The organism is Devosia sp. 919 (assembly GCF_013185965.1).
Taxonomy (GTDB): Bacteria; Pseudomonadota; Alphaproteobacteria; order Rhizobiales; family Devosiaceae; genus Devosia.
The window spans coordinates 735002-750400 of record NZ_JABAOL010000001.1; the positions used below are offsets into that span (position 1 = coordinate 735002).

Below are 15399 nucleotides of genomic sequence, written 5' to 3' on the forward strand. Positions count from 1 at the left end.
ATCAACTTCGCCACCAGCGCAGGCGTGTTCTTCGTTGTGACGCGGCGGGGCATTGCGGCCGCAGGGGCTCGCCCTCGCCCGCTGCCCCTCAGCAACTGTCGCGGCTATGATCGTGGATCCCACCGCCATCAACGCGGCGACTGCCGAGGTGGCGGGGCTGACTGTGGTGCTCCATGAACTCGTTGCTTCCGTGGTCATAGGTCACCTGTGATGTTGGATGGGGAAAAAGGGCCGCGGTTAAGGGGCCTGGGGAACTGCGGTATTACGCCTACGAGTTCTTGCTCCGCCGCAGATAGCCCAGCGCTCCTGAGTAGAAGGCTGCTTTCGACGAATGATGCAACCAGACGTTCGAAGGCGCGACTAATCTCGTGCCGATGTAAAGCAACGTGTGGGTAAATGTCTTCCGCCAGATCCACACTGGCGCTCCGAACAACACTTTGCCCCCTACGAGCACTTCTGGCTCTGACCTGCTATATCGACCACCTAAGTGCGCCCAAGTGTCGCCGGCCGACCTATGATAGGTCCGCACGTATTCTTCAGTTTGTCGGCTCTCCGGTATGATGTGGCGAACACGGGCTCCCGGCACCCAAAACCCAGCACCGCCTTCATCGAAAATGCTGTGCAGAACATCAGTTTCTTCTCCAAGACGCTTCATTCCAGGCCCTACGCCCAAGCTAGGGTCGTAAGGGTGCGTCCGCTGCTCTTTGGTCCGTACGGCATAATTTGCGCCATATGGCATTCGCTGCTCGCTAGGAGACAAAGGTAAAACTACTTCGCCGAAATCTCGCTCTGCGAGCAGATGGCTGAGGGTTACCGGGTTTTCTTTGAACCAGTTAGGGGTCTCCCCTTCCAAAACCGGCTCGATAACGCCACCGAAGAATGCCGCTTCCGGATGGCGGATGAAAGCTTCGGCGTAGGCGGCGACCCAGTTAGGATCGATGATGACGTCATCATCAGTCCAGCAGATATAATCGCCCTTCGCCTCCGCTACCCCTCGATTACGAGCATTAGAAAGGCCTGGGTTGTGTTCCCGTACGCAGCGTAAGGGTAAACGGTCAACGTAGCTTGCCGCGACTTCCGCCGTATGGTCGGTGCTGCCATTATCCACAAGGACAAATTCCCAGGCCAGACTTTCTGGCACCCGCAATGCAACAGCGCTGTCTAGGACAAGCCGAAGTTGTTCGGCGCGATTGCGGGTGCACATGACGACCGTGATAATCAATGCCTTCCCTCCCCCGCCAAGGCAACTGCCCCTTCGCCATACGCCCAAGACCACCTTTCGACACCAATAATATTGGCTGGTACGCATTCACACGCAGGCTGCCACTACATTCCGCTATTTGAAGCGCAACCAAAGCCCTTGTAAGTAGACCAGACTATGCTGGCGCTATCTCTTGAGGACGCCCGCGAGAGCCGCAGCGCTCACAATGGGGTCTTTATGTCGAGCGTCGCAGTCCGCATGATGAAGGGCAGTCTTTGGATTTCCGGCGCACGCGCCGTGGTCAATGCTGCCGGTTTTTTTAGCACCATCATGCTGGCCCGCCTGCTTGCCCCAGAGGACTTCGGCCTGGTGGCCCTCGGAACTACGATTCTTGCCATAATGACAGCAGTGACCGAGATGTCTCTCTCTCAGGCACTAGTGCACCATAAAGACCCGCAAGCAGATCATTTTCACACTGCCTGGACTTTAGGCGCTGCTCGAGGTCTCTTGCTGGCCGCGGTGATGACCATCTTGGGTCGCCCCTTGGCAGCTCTGTATGAAGAGCCCCGATTGGAAACGTTGATCTACGCCTTTGCATTCAGCGTGTTCCTGAGCGGACTTGCCAATCCCCGAACGGTGATGCTGTCCAAGAAACTTATCTTCTGGCAGGAATTTCTTCTTAGCGTGGCAGAGCGACTGGTTTCGCTCGCGGTGGCGATAGGCGTTGCCCTGCATTTTCAAAGCTACTGGGCTCTAGTTGCAGGGGTTGTCGTAGGCCAATTCACTTCCGTTGTTCTCTCTTACTTCATTCTCCCGTTCCGGCCCCGCATTGTTTGGAGACATGCGCGCGAGCTATGGTCGTTTTCAGTTTGGTTGACGCTCGGAAACGCCATGAACACCATCAACTGGCGTTTCGACCAACTTCTCGTTGGGCACCTTCTTGGCCGTTCGGCGCTTGGCCACTATACCGTTGGCGACTCTTTAGCCCAAATGCCGACTCGTGAGGCGATCAGTCCGCTGACCGGCACCTTATTTCCAGCTCTTGCCGGTATCGCTTCTGATCCTGACCGACTGCGAGCCGGCTACCAACGTGCTCAGAGCCTAATAACAGCAATTGCATTGCCCGTCGGCGTAGGCTTCGCCCTTGTAGCTGAACCCCTTGTTTTGTTGACGATGGGCACGAAGTGGCTGCCAGCGGTCCCGATCATCCAAGCGCTGTCTTCAGTGTTTGCGCTTCAGACCCTCGGCTCAATGGCGCAACCACTTGGAATGGCGCTAGGCGCCACCAAGCTGTTGTTTATGCGAGATTTGCAGATGTTCTTTGTGCGTCTGCCGACTATTACCTGTGCCATGCTTCTGTGGGGGTTACCGGGCTTGGTTTACGCCCGGGTATTTACAGGTCTCATTGCCGCTTGTGTAAACATGGTATTGGTGCGGCGCCTAACGGGGCTCGGGCTGTTGAGGCAACTTGGGGCCAATTTCCGCAGCCTAGTGTGCGTAGCGGTTATGGTTATGGGGACTTCGGCCGTAATGAAGCTTCTGGATAGCAACGGACTGGTGCATGACCTCAGATATCTAGCGGCTGCAGTCTCAAGCGGAGCGGCACTATATCTAAGCTCATCTGCATTGCTATGGATGGCAAGTGGCCGTCCCGTTGGTCCGGAGCGGGAATTTGTGAGCCTTGCATCCAAACTCTTGTCTCAGGTCCGGCGAGCTGCGCCCGCGAAGAGAACCTAGGGCGCACAAGCGCTAGACGATCGAGCAGGACTGCCATAGCTAGCGGGGTCTAAGCCTTGGGTGCAAACGTGAGACTTCAATTAGTCTGCAACAGGTCAAACATCTGTGCACCAGCCAGCGGCTTTCCCAAGGAGCATTCATGTGTCCACGTTTTATAATAGGCCGAGATCTTACCCGTGGTGTTATCGCTGAAGCGATGTGGAATACCAAGCAGCGTGGATAGAATGTGTACGTGCAGACGATCGCAAACAATCTCCTCCGCGGAAGAAAGAAGATCCAGGCCTCTCTTCAGCCGCCACTCGGCGACAGCATTGCAGCCAGCACGAAGTCGAGAAGCCCTGCTGATATTGCCACGAAGCAGATTGTGCATTTTGCCAGGCCAGCGCACCCGTGCTGACTCTGCTGGATTTTCGAGGGGCCAATCCACGGAGCCCGGTATAGGCCCACCTAATGCCTCAACATCCTCTCGGCGGAATTGAAGCGTCTTCACGGTAGCGGGTCGCGTGCGCGCGAGCGGTCCCAACCCAAATGCGCCATCGGGAACCAGCTTCACTTCGCAATCGAAATTGCGCCACGCGAAATCATAAGTGACCTGGTCTCGCGCGAAAAAACAGAAGTTGCCGTGCTCCCGGATAGCACGGGCTGTATCTTTCACCGCTGACGCGTCCGAAAAGTGGAGCGACTGGGCCAGTTGCACAATCCGGCGCCCCTTTACCGCGTTCAAGATGCCGAGTCGGTAATTCTGATGCTGGGGGTACAAATCCCCGAAGTTTCCGCCGCCGTGCAGGAATATCTGGCCAGGAAGTGAGCGCCACTCGTCGACGGTCAGAACAGGACTCCCGCAGCTCGCGACAAAGGCCGCGTGGCGCCCGGTAATTTTCCTAAGCTTCTTGTACTGGCCTACCCATATGGCCGAGTCCCCGACGTTGGCATGATCCGGGAAGTCTACTAGCACCCAATCCTGTCCCGCCTTTACCTCGGCCGACAGTGCCGTATGCAAAAGCTGTGACTGCCGCTGAATTGAGGAAAGACATGGATGCCCCATTGCAAAACTTTCTTGCTGCCCGTCACTTTCCTATAAGGGTAACGGCGGCCACTCACATCCGTAGAAGCTCAGACAACATCGCGAAGCATTAGATCCCATCGAACTTGGCCCTATCAAGCCACCTGGACTGTGTCGCCGCAGCGAGGTTGTGGAGCTTCGAACGCTGTGGCGAACGCCCGGACGATGGACGAGCGGCGTGAGGGACTTGGGTTTAGATCGGGACGAACGCCTCCTAGTCATCGATCCAAGTAACAATGAAGCTGTTAGCTTTCATGCCTGGCCTTGTGCTCGCCTGCAAAGAACCCTTCGGGTTTCGTAAGTGGCGGCTAGAAGTTGGCCGTTGCGCTTGAGACCGTATGCAGTCCCGGGCGGGAAGCGCTTCCTACGAAGCTCATAGGTCACCTATAGTTTTGAGGGATGGGGCAAGAAAAAGGCCCCGACTAAGGGGTCTTCGTTTGGTCAGTGGATGTTTGGCTGGAATTAGGCCCGGTCTCGATGGAGTGCCTTATGCCGGAAGTAGAGGAGCATCCCTTGCAGTTGTCCGGCCACGAAGGTGGCGTGCGATAGCTTCAGATCCACGTCAAAGGGCTTCCCGCCGGCGATCTCCATCGCGGCCTTGCGAGCGTCCCAATAAAGGTGCTTTCCGAGCGCGCGCCGCCCTCGGTATTTCGCTATCAGGGCTCCGTTGCCGATCTGATACTGCCGCCATAGCTTCGCGACCTGGCTGTAATCCCGTCGGCCATGGAAGTGGTGAACCGGCATGTCGGGAACGTATTCGATGGGGAAGCCGTGCTCCCTGGCTCGGAATAGTAGTTCGGTATCTTCCGCTGCGATGAACACGGCACCAGGGCCGAACTCCTCATCGAAGCCGCTAATGGCGTCGAATACTTCCCGGCTCATCGTTAGGTTGCAACCGTGGATAAAGCCCCCTGGATGGTTCCAGTCGCTGAGGCGGGCTTTGTTATCATCCGTTTTGATGGTGATCGGGAGGTCAGACTTGTCGCCTAGCTCGACCCGGCCGCCGCGGACAATCGGCCCGGTGTCGGCATCATAGTGACGCTTCAGGTCGAGGAAATAGTTCGGATCCATGACGCAGTCGTCATCAGTGAACACAAGCACCTTGCCGTTTGCCTGCCGCACCCCAGTATTCTTGGCCCGACAAACTCCTGGTCGGCGCTCCGTAAGAACATGGACAGGGATCGACGCTCCCGCGGCGAACACCTTGGCCGTAGCTTGGGTGCTATCGGTGGAGTTATTGTCTACAACAATGAGCTCAATAGCCACCTGAGTAATCGCCCATGCGCTCTGGGCGGCTTGAATAATGGAGGCAAGACACCGTTCCAAGATTTCGGCCCGGTTCAGAGTGCAAACAATCACGCTAACATCAAGCAAATGGCCACCGCCCAAGTGTTTAGAGCCACCGTATCTCAGGGCGATATCGCGGATAGTTAGTACAGACCCTTACAATTGGAGAAGAAAAAGGCCCCCGGTTAGAAGGCATTGGGATGGTGCGGTACTATGAAACGTCGAAACGCGAACGTGCGAGGTACTCAAAAAATCGCCTTCTACGTTCCGCGATTTCGCTGCGCGCTAGAAACCGCCTTTTGATATCCCGAATGGCTCTTCGGGGTGCCGACCGCTTAAGCAACGGGTCCATGTAGATGGTTGCCCTTAGATAGGCGTACTGCTTCACAAGGGCGACATACGGCTCCGAAAGCTTGATGGGCCACGCCAACGATGCCCCGGCCCACGGCTTAGGCGCGGAGGTGAAATGAATGAGGTTAGGTCGAAACTTGCTGTAGGGCAGCGCCAGCGCAAAGTGAGAGTTGAAGTTGAACGACGGGGACGCTCGCCTCCACCTGCCACCCAATACGGCATTTAATGCTGACTGGTCATGGTGTTCGCATACTTCCGAATGCTCAAGGAAAAACTTCCACGCCCGCGGGCCTATTTCCTTCCAAGTTTCTCTCCTAAAGGCAAGAAGGCCAGAATTGAAGTAGTCGTCTGTGCGCTCCAGTTTTAGATTGCTTAGGAATGTAGAACACCATTTTGGAAGATCAGACAGACGCTCCCCAAGAACGATGAAGTTCTCAGCTACCGCTAAGACCTCCCCATCTGGAACTCGGTAGTTTGCGAGAGAAGTTAGGTCTCCCGCGACCTGCATATCTCCATCTATATAGATGACGTTTTGGTACTGCTCCGGCACGAATTGGTACATCAGCAGCCTTGCCATCGCTGCCCTTGGGACGTGGCTTTCCTTGAAAGTGACGCTCGCCGGCAGGTCTACCAGTTGGTCTGGCAAACTTAACACCCGCAACTCACCGGCGAAGTCCTCCGTGAGGCGCTTCTGAGTTTCCGCATCCAGATTGATTGTGAACAGCAGGATGTCAGCGAGCCCTGGCGATAACCTTGAGGATATCTGGCGCGCCAGAACCAACGACGGCACAAGAAAGCCAACATCTGAAATCATGACAAACGCTGTTTCTGTTGTCATACACCCTTGCCATCGTTCATTGCTGCACCAGCATATCGTAGTGCCTCCCAGACTTCCGGACGGGATAATAGAACGGGTCAGTGCCAGGGGAAGTCAGTAGCACCTCTCATGCACCTTACCGCGTCGGAGTTGCGCCTCGGCAGAGCCGCCTTCCCTCCGTGGCAACATCGTCAAGAGTTAGCGCGTTGAGGGTGATTTGGGAAAGTGCCACAACAAGGGTAGCGGGGCGCACTACCAGGCCAAGTCCCAGTCCAAGTAGCCTCAGATATTCTCCGAGATTAGCGGCGCCGAACGCCAGGAGCCTTGGGCCCGAACTTGAACAGAAGCGCACCCACCGTGCTGATGACCAGCAAGGCGGGGTCGGCAAGCCACCAGAGGCCCGCGTCGGTGATGCAGACGGCGAAATCCCAGTTGCCCCGGAGGAACACGAGCCACTCGGCGGTGTTGACAGGGCCTCCTCATGGAAACGGCAGCGGGCAGTGATATTGACGCCGGCAATCACCTCGCGGATGCCGGTGCAGCCACTCGCCCCAAATCCCGATGGGTTTGAGGCGTTCATCGACAGGATGATCGCCCTCGAGCACGAGGAGTTCGACTGGCAGGAGGGCGTCGCGGCGCGGCGCTCAAAACCCCGGTCCTGCTGATCACCAGCGATGCCGACGTGACCGTCCTCGAGCACTCGGTTGAGCTGTTACCCGGGGTGGAACGACACCCCCGAGTGATGCCGGTCAGATGAACAACTTCGTCCACTGTCAGCGCCGACGGGTGGGTCGAGGACCATCAGGTGCGGGGGTTCCTGGCTGGTGTGCACTACGCGCTCAGTTGGAAGTGATCAGGGAACGGCTGGCCAGGGGCTTCGAGGACGGGGACCTTCGTGCTTCCAGCGACAAAGTTGAGGCCATCGCACGCTACTACACCACCGTAAGGGACGGTCTATCTGTGAGGCGTGCGACGGTTATCACTCGGTATTTTCTATGCTCGGATGCCCTGGACTATGGATAATACCAGCACGGCTCCCTCCGACCCCTTATCGGCGGTGAGCGTCAGCGCCTCCATTTCCCGGAAGCCGCCGTTCCTTCATGCCGCGGCAACCGTCACAGTGGCAGGCAGGAAGCAGCTCATTATGCAAATGACCTTGATGACGCGATGCGGAAGGCGGTTTTCGCATGGCCAGCATTCGGTCGACGCATCGGGTCACCCGAACGGCTTGGCGCCTGCCGTGTACAATCAGCGAGCTGTCGCGAGCCGGCTCACAGGGCGTAGGCTGTCAGGCCCTCGACCAGGGCGTCGAAGACGAGACGCACCCGCCGCACCTGCTGCAGGTCCTCATGCGTGACCACCCATGTCTCAAACTCCATCCTGAACGCGTCCGGCAACACCCGGACCAGCTCGGGGTCGCGTTCGCCCAGCCCGACGTGACAGACGCCGATCCCAACGCCCGCACGGATCGCCGCTAGTTGGGCAAGGTCGCTGTCGGTGCGGAAGATGAAATCCTCGGGCCCGAATGAAAGGCCGCGCTGACGCAAGGTGCGGATGCCAGCCGTCTCGCTTTCAAAGCCGATCAGTCCGGCGGATCTGACCTCTTCAAACGAGGTGGGCGTGCCATGGGCGGCCAGATAGCTCCGGCAGGCGTAAAGACCGAGCCGTATAGCGCCGATGCGCTTGACCACCAGCGCGTCCTGCACCGGACGCACCATGCGAATGGCTATATCGGCCTCGCGATCGAGCAGATTCTCGGTGCGATTGTTGAGCCCCAGTTCGATCACCAGTCCCGGATGGCGCGCCCGCAGCGCCGCCAGCATTGGCGGCAGAACTTCGACCCCCACGACCTCGCTGGCGGTGATCCGCACCGCACCGGCGAGCGATCCGGCCTCGGCAGAGGCGGCACGCGCAAAGGACCGGGCGGCGCTCGACATGGCCTCGACATGCGCGGTCAGCTCATGGGCAATGGCGGTCGGCAGCAGTCCAGTGGGCGACCGGGTGAACAGCACGATGCCGTGCTCGCGCTCCAGATCCTCGATGCGACGCCGAACGGTGGGTTGGGCGACATTGAGGACCCGGGCCGCAGCCGACAGACTGCCCTCGCGCATCACTGCCATGAAGGCCCGCTGCCGCTCCCAGTCGATGCTCGCATTCGGGGCACTTGCCATCATACATTTTATAGTAACTGCCTGAATGCTCTTGTCAATTTGCTTGATGGCTGTCCGCATTCATATTGGTGGGACACAACAGGAGCTCACGATGATCCTTCTTACAGGTGCCACCGGGCAGGTCGGCCTTGAACTGGCAAAACAGCTTTCCGCTCAGGGCCGAGCGGCCACGGCCATGACACGCTCCGCCGCCGCCGCCGACAAGCTCAAAGGCCTTGCGGGCATCACGCCGGTCACTGGTGACTTCGACGACCCGGCCTCGCTTGGGGCGGCTTTGCAGGGCGTTGAGCGGGCCTTCCTGCTCACCAATTCCACCGAGCGGGCCGAGCAGCAGCAACTGGCCTTTGTCGCTGCGGCCCAGCGGGCGGGGGTCAGGCATATCACCAAGCTGTCGCAACTGCATGCCGCAGCCAGTTCCCCGGTGCGCTTCCTGCGCTATCACGCGGCGGTGGAGCAGGCGATCCGCGACAGCGGCATGACCTTTACCTTCCTGCGGCCCAATCTGTTCATGCAGGGATTTGTGGGTTTCGGCGGCGCCATCGCGGCCACGGGCAAGCTGTTTGCGCCCATCGGCAACGCCAGGGTCAGCCTGATCGATAGCCGTGACATTGCCGCTGTCGCCCTCGCCGTGCTGACCACCTCCGGTCACGAGGGCCAAGTCTATGATCTCACCGGTCCGCAGGCGCTGACCCATGAGGATATGGCAAGGCAGATCGGCATGGCCATCGGCCAACCCGTCACCTTTGTCGAGATCTCGCCCGATGTCATGCGCGATGCCGCGCTCACGGCGGGCTTTCCCCAATGGCAAGCCGATGGCCTGATCGAGGATTACGCCCACTACGCCCGCCACGAGGCCGACGGGGTTGGCCCGGCAGTGTCAGCGGTGACGGGGCGTGAGGCCCGTTCATTCGCGGCTTTCCTCGCCGACTACAAGACTGCGTTCACCATCAAGCCAGGAGCTGAACAATGAAACGACGTACGATGATGACTGCCAGCCTTGCGGCAGTGCCGCTGCTGGGAATGACATCAATGAGCCTGGCACAGTCCGGTGAAAGCGAACTGATGGCGATCTGGGACAAGTGGATTGCCATGTGGAATGGCGATCTTGCAATGGCCGAGCAGATCATGGCCGAAGACTACAAGCTCAACATGTACCCCATCGGTGGCGGCGACCTATCCATTTATGCCGGCGCGGCCGGGATGGCCGCCTGGATCGGCCAGCTTCATGCGGCGATCAAACCTTTCGTCTCCGATGTCCAGGTTCCGCCACTCTTCGGCGATGGCATGATTGCCGGGCGGTGGTTGGCGAGCGGTGTCTACCAAGGCGGTTTTCCCGGTGCCCAGGCCGAGCCCGGCACAGCGCTGCGATTTGCCGGGGCCGACTTCCTGCGCATCGAAAACGGCAAGGTGGCGGAGTACTGGCTCAGTTCGGATCAGCTGGAGCTGATGACCCAACTCAAGATGCTGGGTTGACCTTGGACGGGCGCGGCCTCTTCGAAGCGCGCCCGTTCGATTGCCAGGCCCGGCCCCTTGATCAGCTGGGCATCATCCACGCCGCTTCTGTCCGGTGTACGAGGGCTTCGAGAGACCCGGGTGCCCGGTCGATGCTGTTGAAAACCGCCTGTGTCGTTCGGCCCTCGGCGCCCTGCTGGCAACACCGCGGCGCAGCAAGTCCGCCAACCCGTAAGCGTCAGACGTCTGACTGGAAATTGGTGCAATCACTAGCGACGTTCGTCTGCTTTTCCATCAGCTGTGTTAAAAGCCGCCAGTCTGGAAACCACCCCGCATCGGCCAGTCCGAAACCGACCCCGTTTCTGCCGTTCGTAGTGGCGTGCGGCTATCCGGAAAGCTGCCATTGCCAGTTCTTCTCCGCTACCTTGGCCTGGAGAAAGGCGAGGCAAGCGATCAGCGGGCCTCCGCTTTCGTCCAGCAGCAGACCCGCCAATGCCGGCCCTATTGAGATTGGCGCGCAGCGGCTGGTACCAAGCCACCACGCGGGAATATCGGGCGGGCTCCGTCGCCTTCTTGATGAAGGCCCCGCCAGAACTGCGCTTCCTTGTCTCGTTCTGGCTGCGCGCGAGCGCATTAGCCTGCTGCAGCTACGACCAAACCGGTCGTGACAGCTGAGCGGCGAGAAACTCCAGCAAAGCGCTGACCTTAGCCGGTCGAGCGCGGGCCGAAGGGGTGACGAAATACAGCGCCCCCCGGGGCAATGTCCACCCGGGTACCAGGGCCACGAGGCGCCCTTCCGCCAGGTATGGATCGGCGATGAAGGCGGGCAGTTCCGCGATGCCTTGACCGTCAAGCACCATGGGGAGGAGCGCATCGACGTTTGTGACCCGCAGCTTGCCGGCCGGCGTGACCGACTCCTCCTCGCCTGCCTGGCTGCGGAAACGCCACACGTCCTGTCGAGGGCGATACGCATAGCCGAGGCAGTCCGCCGGCTCCAGGTCGGCCGGTCGCTCTGGCAGCCGACGCGTTTCGAGATAGGCGGGGGCGGCAACTACCGCCCCGCCGATATCGGCCAGATGCCGCGCGACCAATGAGGAATCGGGCAGGACGGCGATCCGCAATGCCGCGTCGAACCCTTCGCCCACGATATCCACCACCGCGTCGCTCAAATGGAGATCGATCGAGACGTCGGGATACTGACGAAAGAATGCAGGCAGCAGCGGTGTCACCCAGCGCAAACCGAACGACATGGGGATCGCCAGCCGGACCAGACCGCGAGGCTGGCTCGACTGTTCGAGTACAAGGTTCTCGGCTGCCTCCGCGTCGGCGTAGATCGCGCTAGCCCGGGCCGCGAGGCTCGCTCCCATATCGGTCAGGGCTAGCTGGCGCGAGGTTCGGTTGAACAATCGGGTTCCCAGCCGGTCTTCCAGGCGGCCGACGGAACGGGAAACCGTGGCCACCGATAGTCCCATGAGTCGCGCTGCGCGGGCGAAGGAACGCTCCTCTGCGACCTTAGCGAAGATCGCCAAGCCTTCGAGATCGGGCAGCTTGGACATCACCATTCCTGAAACGATGCTTTGCATTCGTTTCTATTTCGAATGCACGCGCACGTCCATATCTCATTGCCATCCAACCAAGGAGAACTGAAATGACTGGAAGACTTGAAGGGAAGGTCGCCCTGGTTACGGGCGGCACAAGGGGCATTGGGCTAGCGACAGCGAAGCGCTTCGCGGCGGAAGGCGCCTACGTGTTCGTCACCGGACGCCAGCAGCAGGCGCTGGACGATACCGTGGCGGCGATCGGTACGAATGCCCGTGGCATCAACGCGGATTCCACAAAACTCGACGATCTCGATCGCCTCTTCCGGGTGATCTCGGACGAGAAGGGCCGGCTCGACGTGCTGTTCGCCAATGCTGGGGGCGGCGGAATGCAGCCGCTCGGCGCTATCACGGAGGCCGAATTTGACGCGACGTTCGAACGGAACGTGAAGGGCGTTCTGTTCACGGTTCAGAAGGCCCTTCCGCTATTGAGCGAGCGTGCTTCGGTGATCCTGACCGGTTCGAGCACCGGTAGCAAGGGGACTGCCGCTTTCAGTGTGTACAGCGCATCCAAGGCCGCCGTTCGCAACCTCTCCCGCAGTTGGATCCTGGATCTCAAGGATCGCGGCATTCGCATCAACACGATCAGCCCAGGCGCTACCCGCACCCCCGGGCTCGTCGACCTTGCCGGTCCCGATGCCGTGCAGCAGCAGGGCCTTCTCGATTACCTCGCCACGACCATTCCGATGGGTCGGGTCGGCGAAGCCGACGAAATCGCGGCTGCCGCCCTGTTCCTGGCGTCAGACGATTCCAGCTACGTAACCGGCGCTGAGCTCTTCGCCGACGGTGGCAGCGCCCAGATCTAGCATGGGTGTGACAATCTACCTGCCCTTAATGCCAACCTTGGATAAGACTATGAGAAACGATATTCCGAACGACGCTATTCGATCATCACGCAGGAATTTTCTCAGGCACGCGGCAGCGGCGCCGGCAGCTATTGCACTGGGAGCGGCGCTGGCATTGGAAGCGCGTGCCGAGATGGCGCTACCCCCCGCTACGGAGGCCGTAACACCATTTAAGGTCGATGTGCCGGAGTCTAGCATCTCTGATCTTAGGGCACGGCTCGCTCGGACACGGTTCCCCGACAAGGAGACGGTGGCAGATTGGTCCCAAGGTGTACCATTAATTAAAGCACGCGAACTCGTCGAATACTGGGCCAGCGGTTATGACTGGCGAAGGTTCGAGCGGAAAATCAACGCGCTTCCCCAGTTTAGGACAAATATCGACGGCCTTGGGATTCATTTCCTGCACGTGCGTTCAAAGCACGCAAGCGCCCTGCCTATGGTCATGACGCATGGTTGGCCAGGGTCGTTTATCGAATTCCTCAAAGTCATTGATCCGCTGACCAATCCTACGGCTCATGGCGGCAGAGCAGAGGACGCCTTCCATCTCGTCATCCCCTCGCAGCCCGGCTATGGCTTCTCGGATAAACCAAGCGAAACAGGCTGGAACATCCCGCGCACCGCAGGTGCTTGGGCAACTCTGATGCAACGGTTAGGGTATGACCGTTGGGTGGCGCAGGGTGGTGACTGGGGTGCCGCAGTAACGCATTTTCTTGCCAACCAGAGACCGCAAGGCTTGGTGGCCGCACATGTGAATTGGCAATTTGTCCATGATAACATGCCCCGGACCAATCCTACGCCTGTCGAGAAAACCGCTCTGGACGCCATTGCAGCCTTCAAGGGTGATGGTTCGGGCTATTTCCACCTTGAAGGCACGAGGCCACAGACGGTCGCTTATGCCCTGGCTGACAGTCCGGTCGGCCAAGCGATGTGGATCTACGAAAAATTCCATGCCTGGACCGACAATCGAGGAAACCCGGAAGACGCGCTCACCCTCGACGAGATGCTGGATGACATTTCGTTATACTGGTTCACGAATACAGCGGCCTCCTCTGGACGCACGTATTGGGAGAATGCGCCCACGGGACCGGATTTCAATTTCGGCAGAATCGAGCTGCCAATGGCCGCAACCGTGTTCCCACGTGAAATCTGGCGCGCGCCAAGATCCTGGGCGGAGCAGATGTGGCCGAACCTGTTTTATTGGAACGAGGTAGAACATGGTGGCCACTTCGCGGCTTTCGAGCAGCCGGCCCTATTCACGGATGAACTTCGCAAGGCGTTCAGGATCATTCGTTGAGGATTGAAGTCCGACGAGGTCCCCCAGGACCTCGTCAGCATCGTCTTCTTCCTCACCTCTCCCAAAGCGATTTCTTCACCGGCCACGCCATCGTCGCGGACGGCGGCAACACCATGCTTGACCTGAACCAAGGACTACAGACAATGACAAGTCTATTCACGCCCTACGACTTCAACGGGCTGCACCTGCCCAACCGCATTGTCATGGCCCCCATGACTCGGACCCGAGCATTGGAAAACGGCGTCCCCACTGAGTTGATGATCGACTATTATGTTCAGCGCGCCAGTGCCGGACTGAACATCACCGAATGCACGCAGGTCTCCGATCAAGCGCATGGGATCATTCGGGCCCCTGGCATCCATCGCGATGACCAGATTGCCGGCTGGCGTAAAGTCACCGATGCGGTTCACGCTGCGGGAGGTCGGATCTACAACCAGATCTGGCATGCTGGCCGTGTCTCCCACCCGGAAATCCGCGGAGGCGAACTACCTGTCGGGCCTTCGCCGGTCGCCGCGTCTGGCAATTTCTTCCTGCCCCGCGGAAGGGTAGATTTCCCCAAGCCACGCGAACTGCACGCGGCTGAATTACCCGCCATCATCGAGGATTTCGCGCAGGCCACACACAACGCTCGCGAGGCTGGCTTTGACGGTGTCGAGCTGCATGGGGCCAATGGCTACCTGCAGGACCAGTTTTTGCAGGACGGATCTAACCACCGAACCGATAGCTGGGGCGGGTCCATCGCTGGTCGTGCCCGGCTCCTACTGGAAACGGCCGAGGCTATGATAGCGGCCTGGTCGGCGGAACGAGTGGGCGTTCGGCTGTCTCCCTCTTCCGTGCTCTACGGCATGCACGACAGCAATAAGCGCGAGACTTTTAGCTATGCCGTGCGCGAACTCGATCGCCTAGGGGTTGGGTATCTTCATCTCACCGAGCCAAACGAGGCCGCCTATGACGCGGGGCCCGTTGAGATTGGGAATGTTGCTGAGACATTCCGTTCTGTGTTCCGGGGCACGCTGGTCGTCAATGGCGGCTTTGACCGGGCGAAGGGCGATGCAGTCCTGTCCGCCGGACATGCGGACCTTGTTGCGTTCGGAGTGCCTTTCCTCGCCAATCCCGACCTGGTGGAGCGCCTACGCCTTGGAGCGGCCTTCAATACTCCCGACCCGACGACTTTCTTCGGCGAGGGCGCCCGCGGTTACACCGACTATCCTCTTCTTGAGCTCGCCAGCTAAACCGCCATTACCAACACCATTGCTACACTAGCGCAGTGCGGTAGTGGAGCAATCAGAGGAAGTCATAAGCATTGACCGCCATCGGACTGACAATCTCCCATGACTCCTAGCATCAAGCGTGCATCTAAGCGTCGCCACAGTCTACTCGGGGACGCTTCAGCGACCCTTTGGCGATCAGCTTCAAGGCGCGGTGTTACCTAATACAAGCTGAAGTCGAGCGTATCCGCGCATCACAGGCCGTTGCAAGCACCCAGCGCGCTCGATCTCTGGTGTCTCATTGTCCCGCAAGTTAGCGTCCTGCGGCTGCTTTCCGGTGGCCTCTGGCCCAGAGCCAGCCGACCGCTTACCACC

Annotated in this window: 13 protein-coding genes; 6 read left to right on the top strand and 7 right to left on the bottom strand. The window is 59.3% G+C overall.

Annotation, left to right across the window (positions count from 1 at the left end):
* Window positions 1–268: 268 nt before the first annotated feature.
* Entirely contained in the window at window positions 269–1222 is a 954-nt protein-coding gene (locus HRQ64_RS03520; RefSeq protein ID WP_172122095.1) for a glycosyltransferase, read from the bottom strand.
* 216 nt (window positions 1223–1438) lie between these two features.
* On the opposite strand from HRQ64_RS03520, the gene HRQ64_RS03525 reads away from it, so the two are divergent.
* Complete coding sequence (locus HRQ64_RS03525) at window positions 1439–2938, top strand: lipopolysaccharide biosynthesis protein (protein ID WP_172124781.1); 1500 nt, start codon at window positions 1439–1441, stop codon at window positions 2936–2938.
* Between the two features lie 76 nt (window positions 2939–3014).
* Here the strand turns inward: HRQ64_RS03525 and HRQ64_RS03530 are convergent, their stop codons facing one another.
* The 5 genes from HRQ64_RS03530 to HRQ64_RS03550 form a co-directional block, all read right to left on the bottom strand.
* On the bottom strand, window positions 3015–3893 hold the full coding sequence (locus tag HRQ64_RS03530) for a polysaccharide pyruvyl transferase family protein (protein WP_172122097.1): 879 nt from the start codon (window positions 3891–3893) through the stop codon (window positions 3015–3017).
* 570 nt (window positions 3894–4463) lie between these two features.
* The gene (locus tag HRQ64_RS03535; protein WP_172122099.1) at window positions 4464–5375 is read right to left on the bottom strand and encodes a glycosyltransferase family 2 protein; all 912 of its coding nucleotides are present in this window, start codon (window positions 5373–5375) and stop codon (window positions 4464–4466) included.
* A gap of 124 nt (window positions 5376–5499) precedes the next feature.
* Complete coding sequence (locus HRQ64_RS03540) at window positions 5500–6477, bottom strand: glycosyltransferase (protein WP_172122101.1); 978 nt, start codon at window positions 6475–6477, stop codon at window positions 5500–5502.
* Between the two features lie 278 nt (window positions 6478–6755).
* Entirely contained in the window at window positions 6756–6905 is a 150-nt protein-coding gene (locus HRQ64_RS03545; protein ID WP_172122103.1) for a hypothetical protein, read from the bottom strand.
* Between the two features lie 822 nt (window positions 6906–7727).
* Window positions 7728–8630, bottom strand: a complete 903-nt coding sequence (locus HRQ64_RS03550; RefSeq protein ID WP_349236662.1) for a LysR family transcriptional regulator — start codon at window positions 8628–8630, stop codon at window positions 7728–7730.
* A gap of 88 nt (window positions 8631–8718) precedes the next feature.
* On the opposite strand from HRQ64_RS03550, the gene HRQ64_RS03555 reads away from it, so the two are divergent.
* Together HRQ64_RS03555 and HRQ64_RS03560 are read left to right on the top strand one after the other, a co-directional pair.
* Window positions 8719–9597: an SDR family oxidoreductase gene (locus HRQ64_RS03555; RefSeq protein WP_172122107.1), complete on the top strand. Its 879-nt coding sequence runs from the start codon at window positions 8719–8721 to the stop codon at window positions 9595–9597.
* Entirely contained in the window at window positions 9594–10100 is a 507-nt protein-coding gene (locus tag HRQ64_RS03560) for an ester cyclase (RefSeq protein WP_172122109.1), read from the top strand. Before HRQ64_RS03555 ends, HRQ64_RS03560 begins: the two co-directional genes overlap by 4 nt.
* A gap of 626 nt (window positions 10101–10726) precedes the next feature.
* On the opposite strand, the gene HRQ64_RS03565 is transcribed toward HRQ64_RS03560, so the two are convergent.
* On the bottom strand, window positions 10727–11635 hold the full coding sequence (locus HRQ64_RS03565; protein WP_172122111.1) for a LysR family transcriptional regulator: 909 nt from the start codon (window positions 11633–11635) through the stop codon (window positions 10727–10729).
* A gap of 92 nt (window positions 11636–11727) precedes the next feature.
* Here HRQ64_RS03565 and HRQ64_RS03570 point away from each other — a divergent pair, with 92 nt between their 5' ends.
* From HRQ64_RS03570 to HRQ64_RS03580, 3 genes are read left to right on the top strand one after another with little or no spacing between them, the layout of a single operon-like run.
* Entirely contained in the window at window positions 11728–12483 is a 756-nt protein-coding gene (locus HRQ64_RS03570) for an SDR family oxidoreductase (protein ID WP_172122113.1), read from the top strand.
* Between the two features lie 49 nt (window positions 12484–12532).
* Window positions 12533–13816, top strand: coding sequence for an epoxide hydrolase (locus HRQ64_RS03575; protein WP_172122115.1), 1284 nt, complete (start codon window positions 12533–12535; stop codon window positions 13814–13816).
* Window positions 13813–15048, top strand: coding sequence for an alkene reductase (locus tag HRQ64_RS03580; protein ID WP_248308188.1), 1236 nt, complete (start codon window positions 13813–13815; stop codon window positions 15046–15048). Before HRQ64_RS03575 ends, HRQ64_RS03580 begins: the two co-directional genes overlap by 4 nt.
* The last annotated feature ends 351 nt before the right edge of the window (window positions 15049–15399 follow it).

Bases quoted from the DNA above. Each gene is read 5' to 3' on its own strand.
- HRQ64_RS03555 (WP_172122107.1), top strand. From the start codon at position 8,719: ATGATCCTTCTTACAGGTGCCACCGGGCAGGTCGGCCTTGAACTGGCA.
- HRQ64_RS03560 (WP_172122109.1), top strand. From the start codon at position 9,594: ATGAAACGACGTACGATGATGACTGCCAGCCTTGCGGCAGTGCCGCTG.
- HRQ64_RS03540 (WP_172122101.1), bottom strand. From the start codon at position 6,477: ATGACAACAGAAACAGCGTTTGTCATGATTTCAGATGTTGGCTTTCTT.
- HRQ64_RS03565 (WP_172122111.1), bottom strand. From the start codon at position 11,635: ATGTCCAAGCTGCCCGATCTCGAAGGCTTGGCGATCTTCGCTAAGGTC.
- HRQ64_RS03570 (WP_172122113.1), top strand. From the start codon at position 11,728: ATGACTGGAAGACTTGAAGGGAAGGTCGCCCTGGTTACGGGCGGCACA.
- HRQ64_RS03525 (WP_172124781.1), top strand. From the start codon at position 1,439: ATGTCGAGCGTCGCAGTCCGCATGATGAAGGGCAGTCTTTGGATTTCC.
- HRQ64_RS03550 (WP_349236662.1), bottom strand. From the start codon at position 8,630: ATGATGGCAAGTGCCCCGAATGCGAGCATCGACTGGGAGCGGCAGCGG.
- HRQ64_RS03575 (WP_172122115.1), top strand. From the start codon at position 12,533: ATGAGAAACGATATTCCGAACGACGCTATTCGATCATCACGCAGGAAT.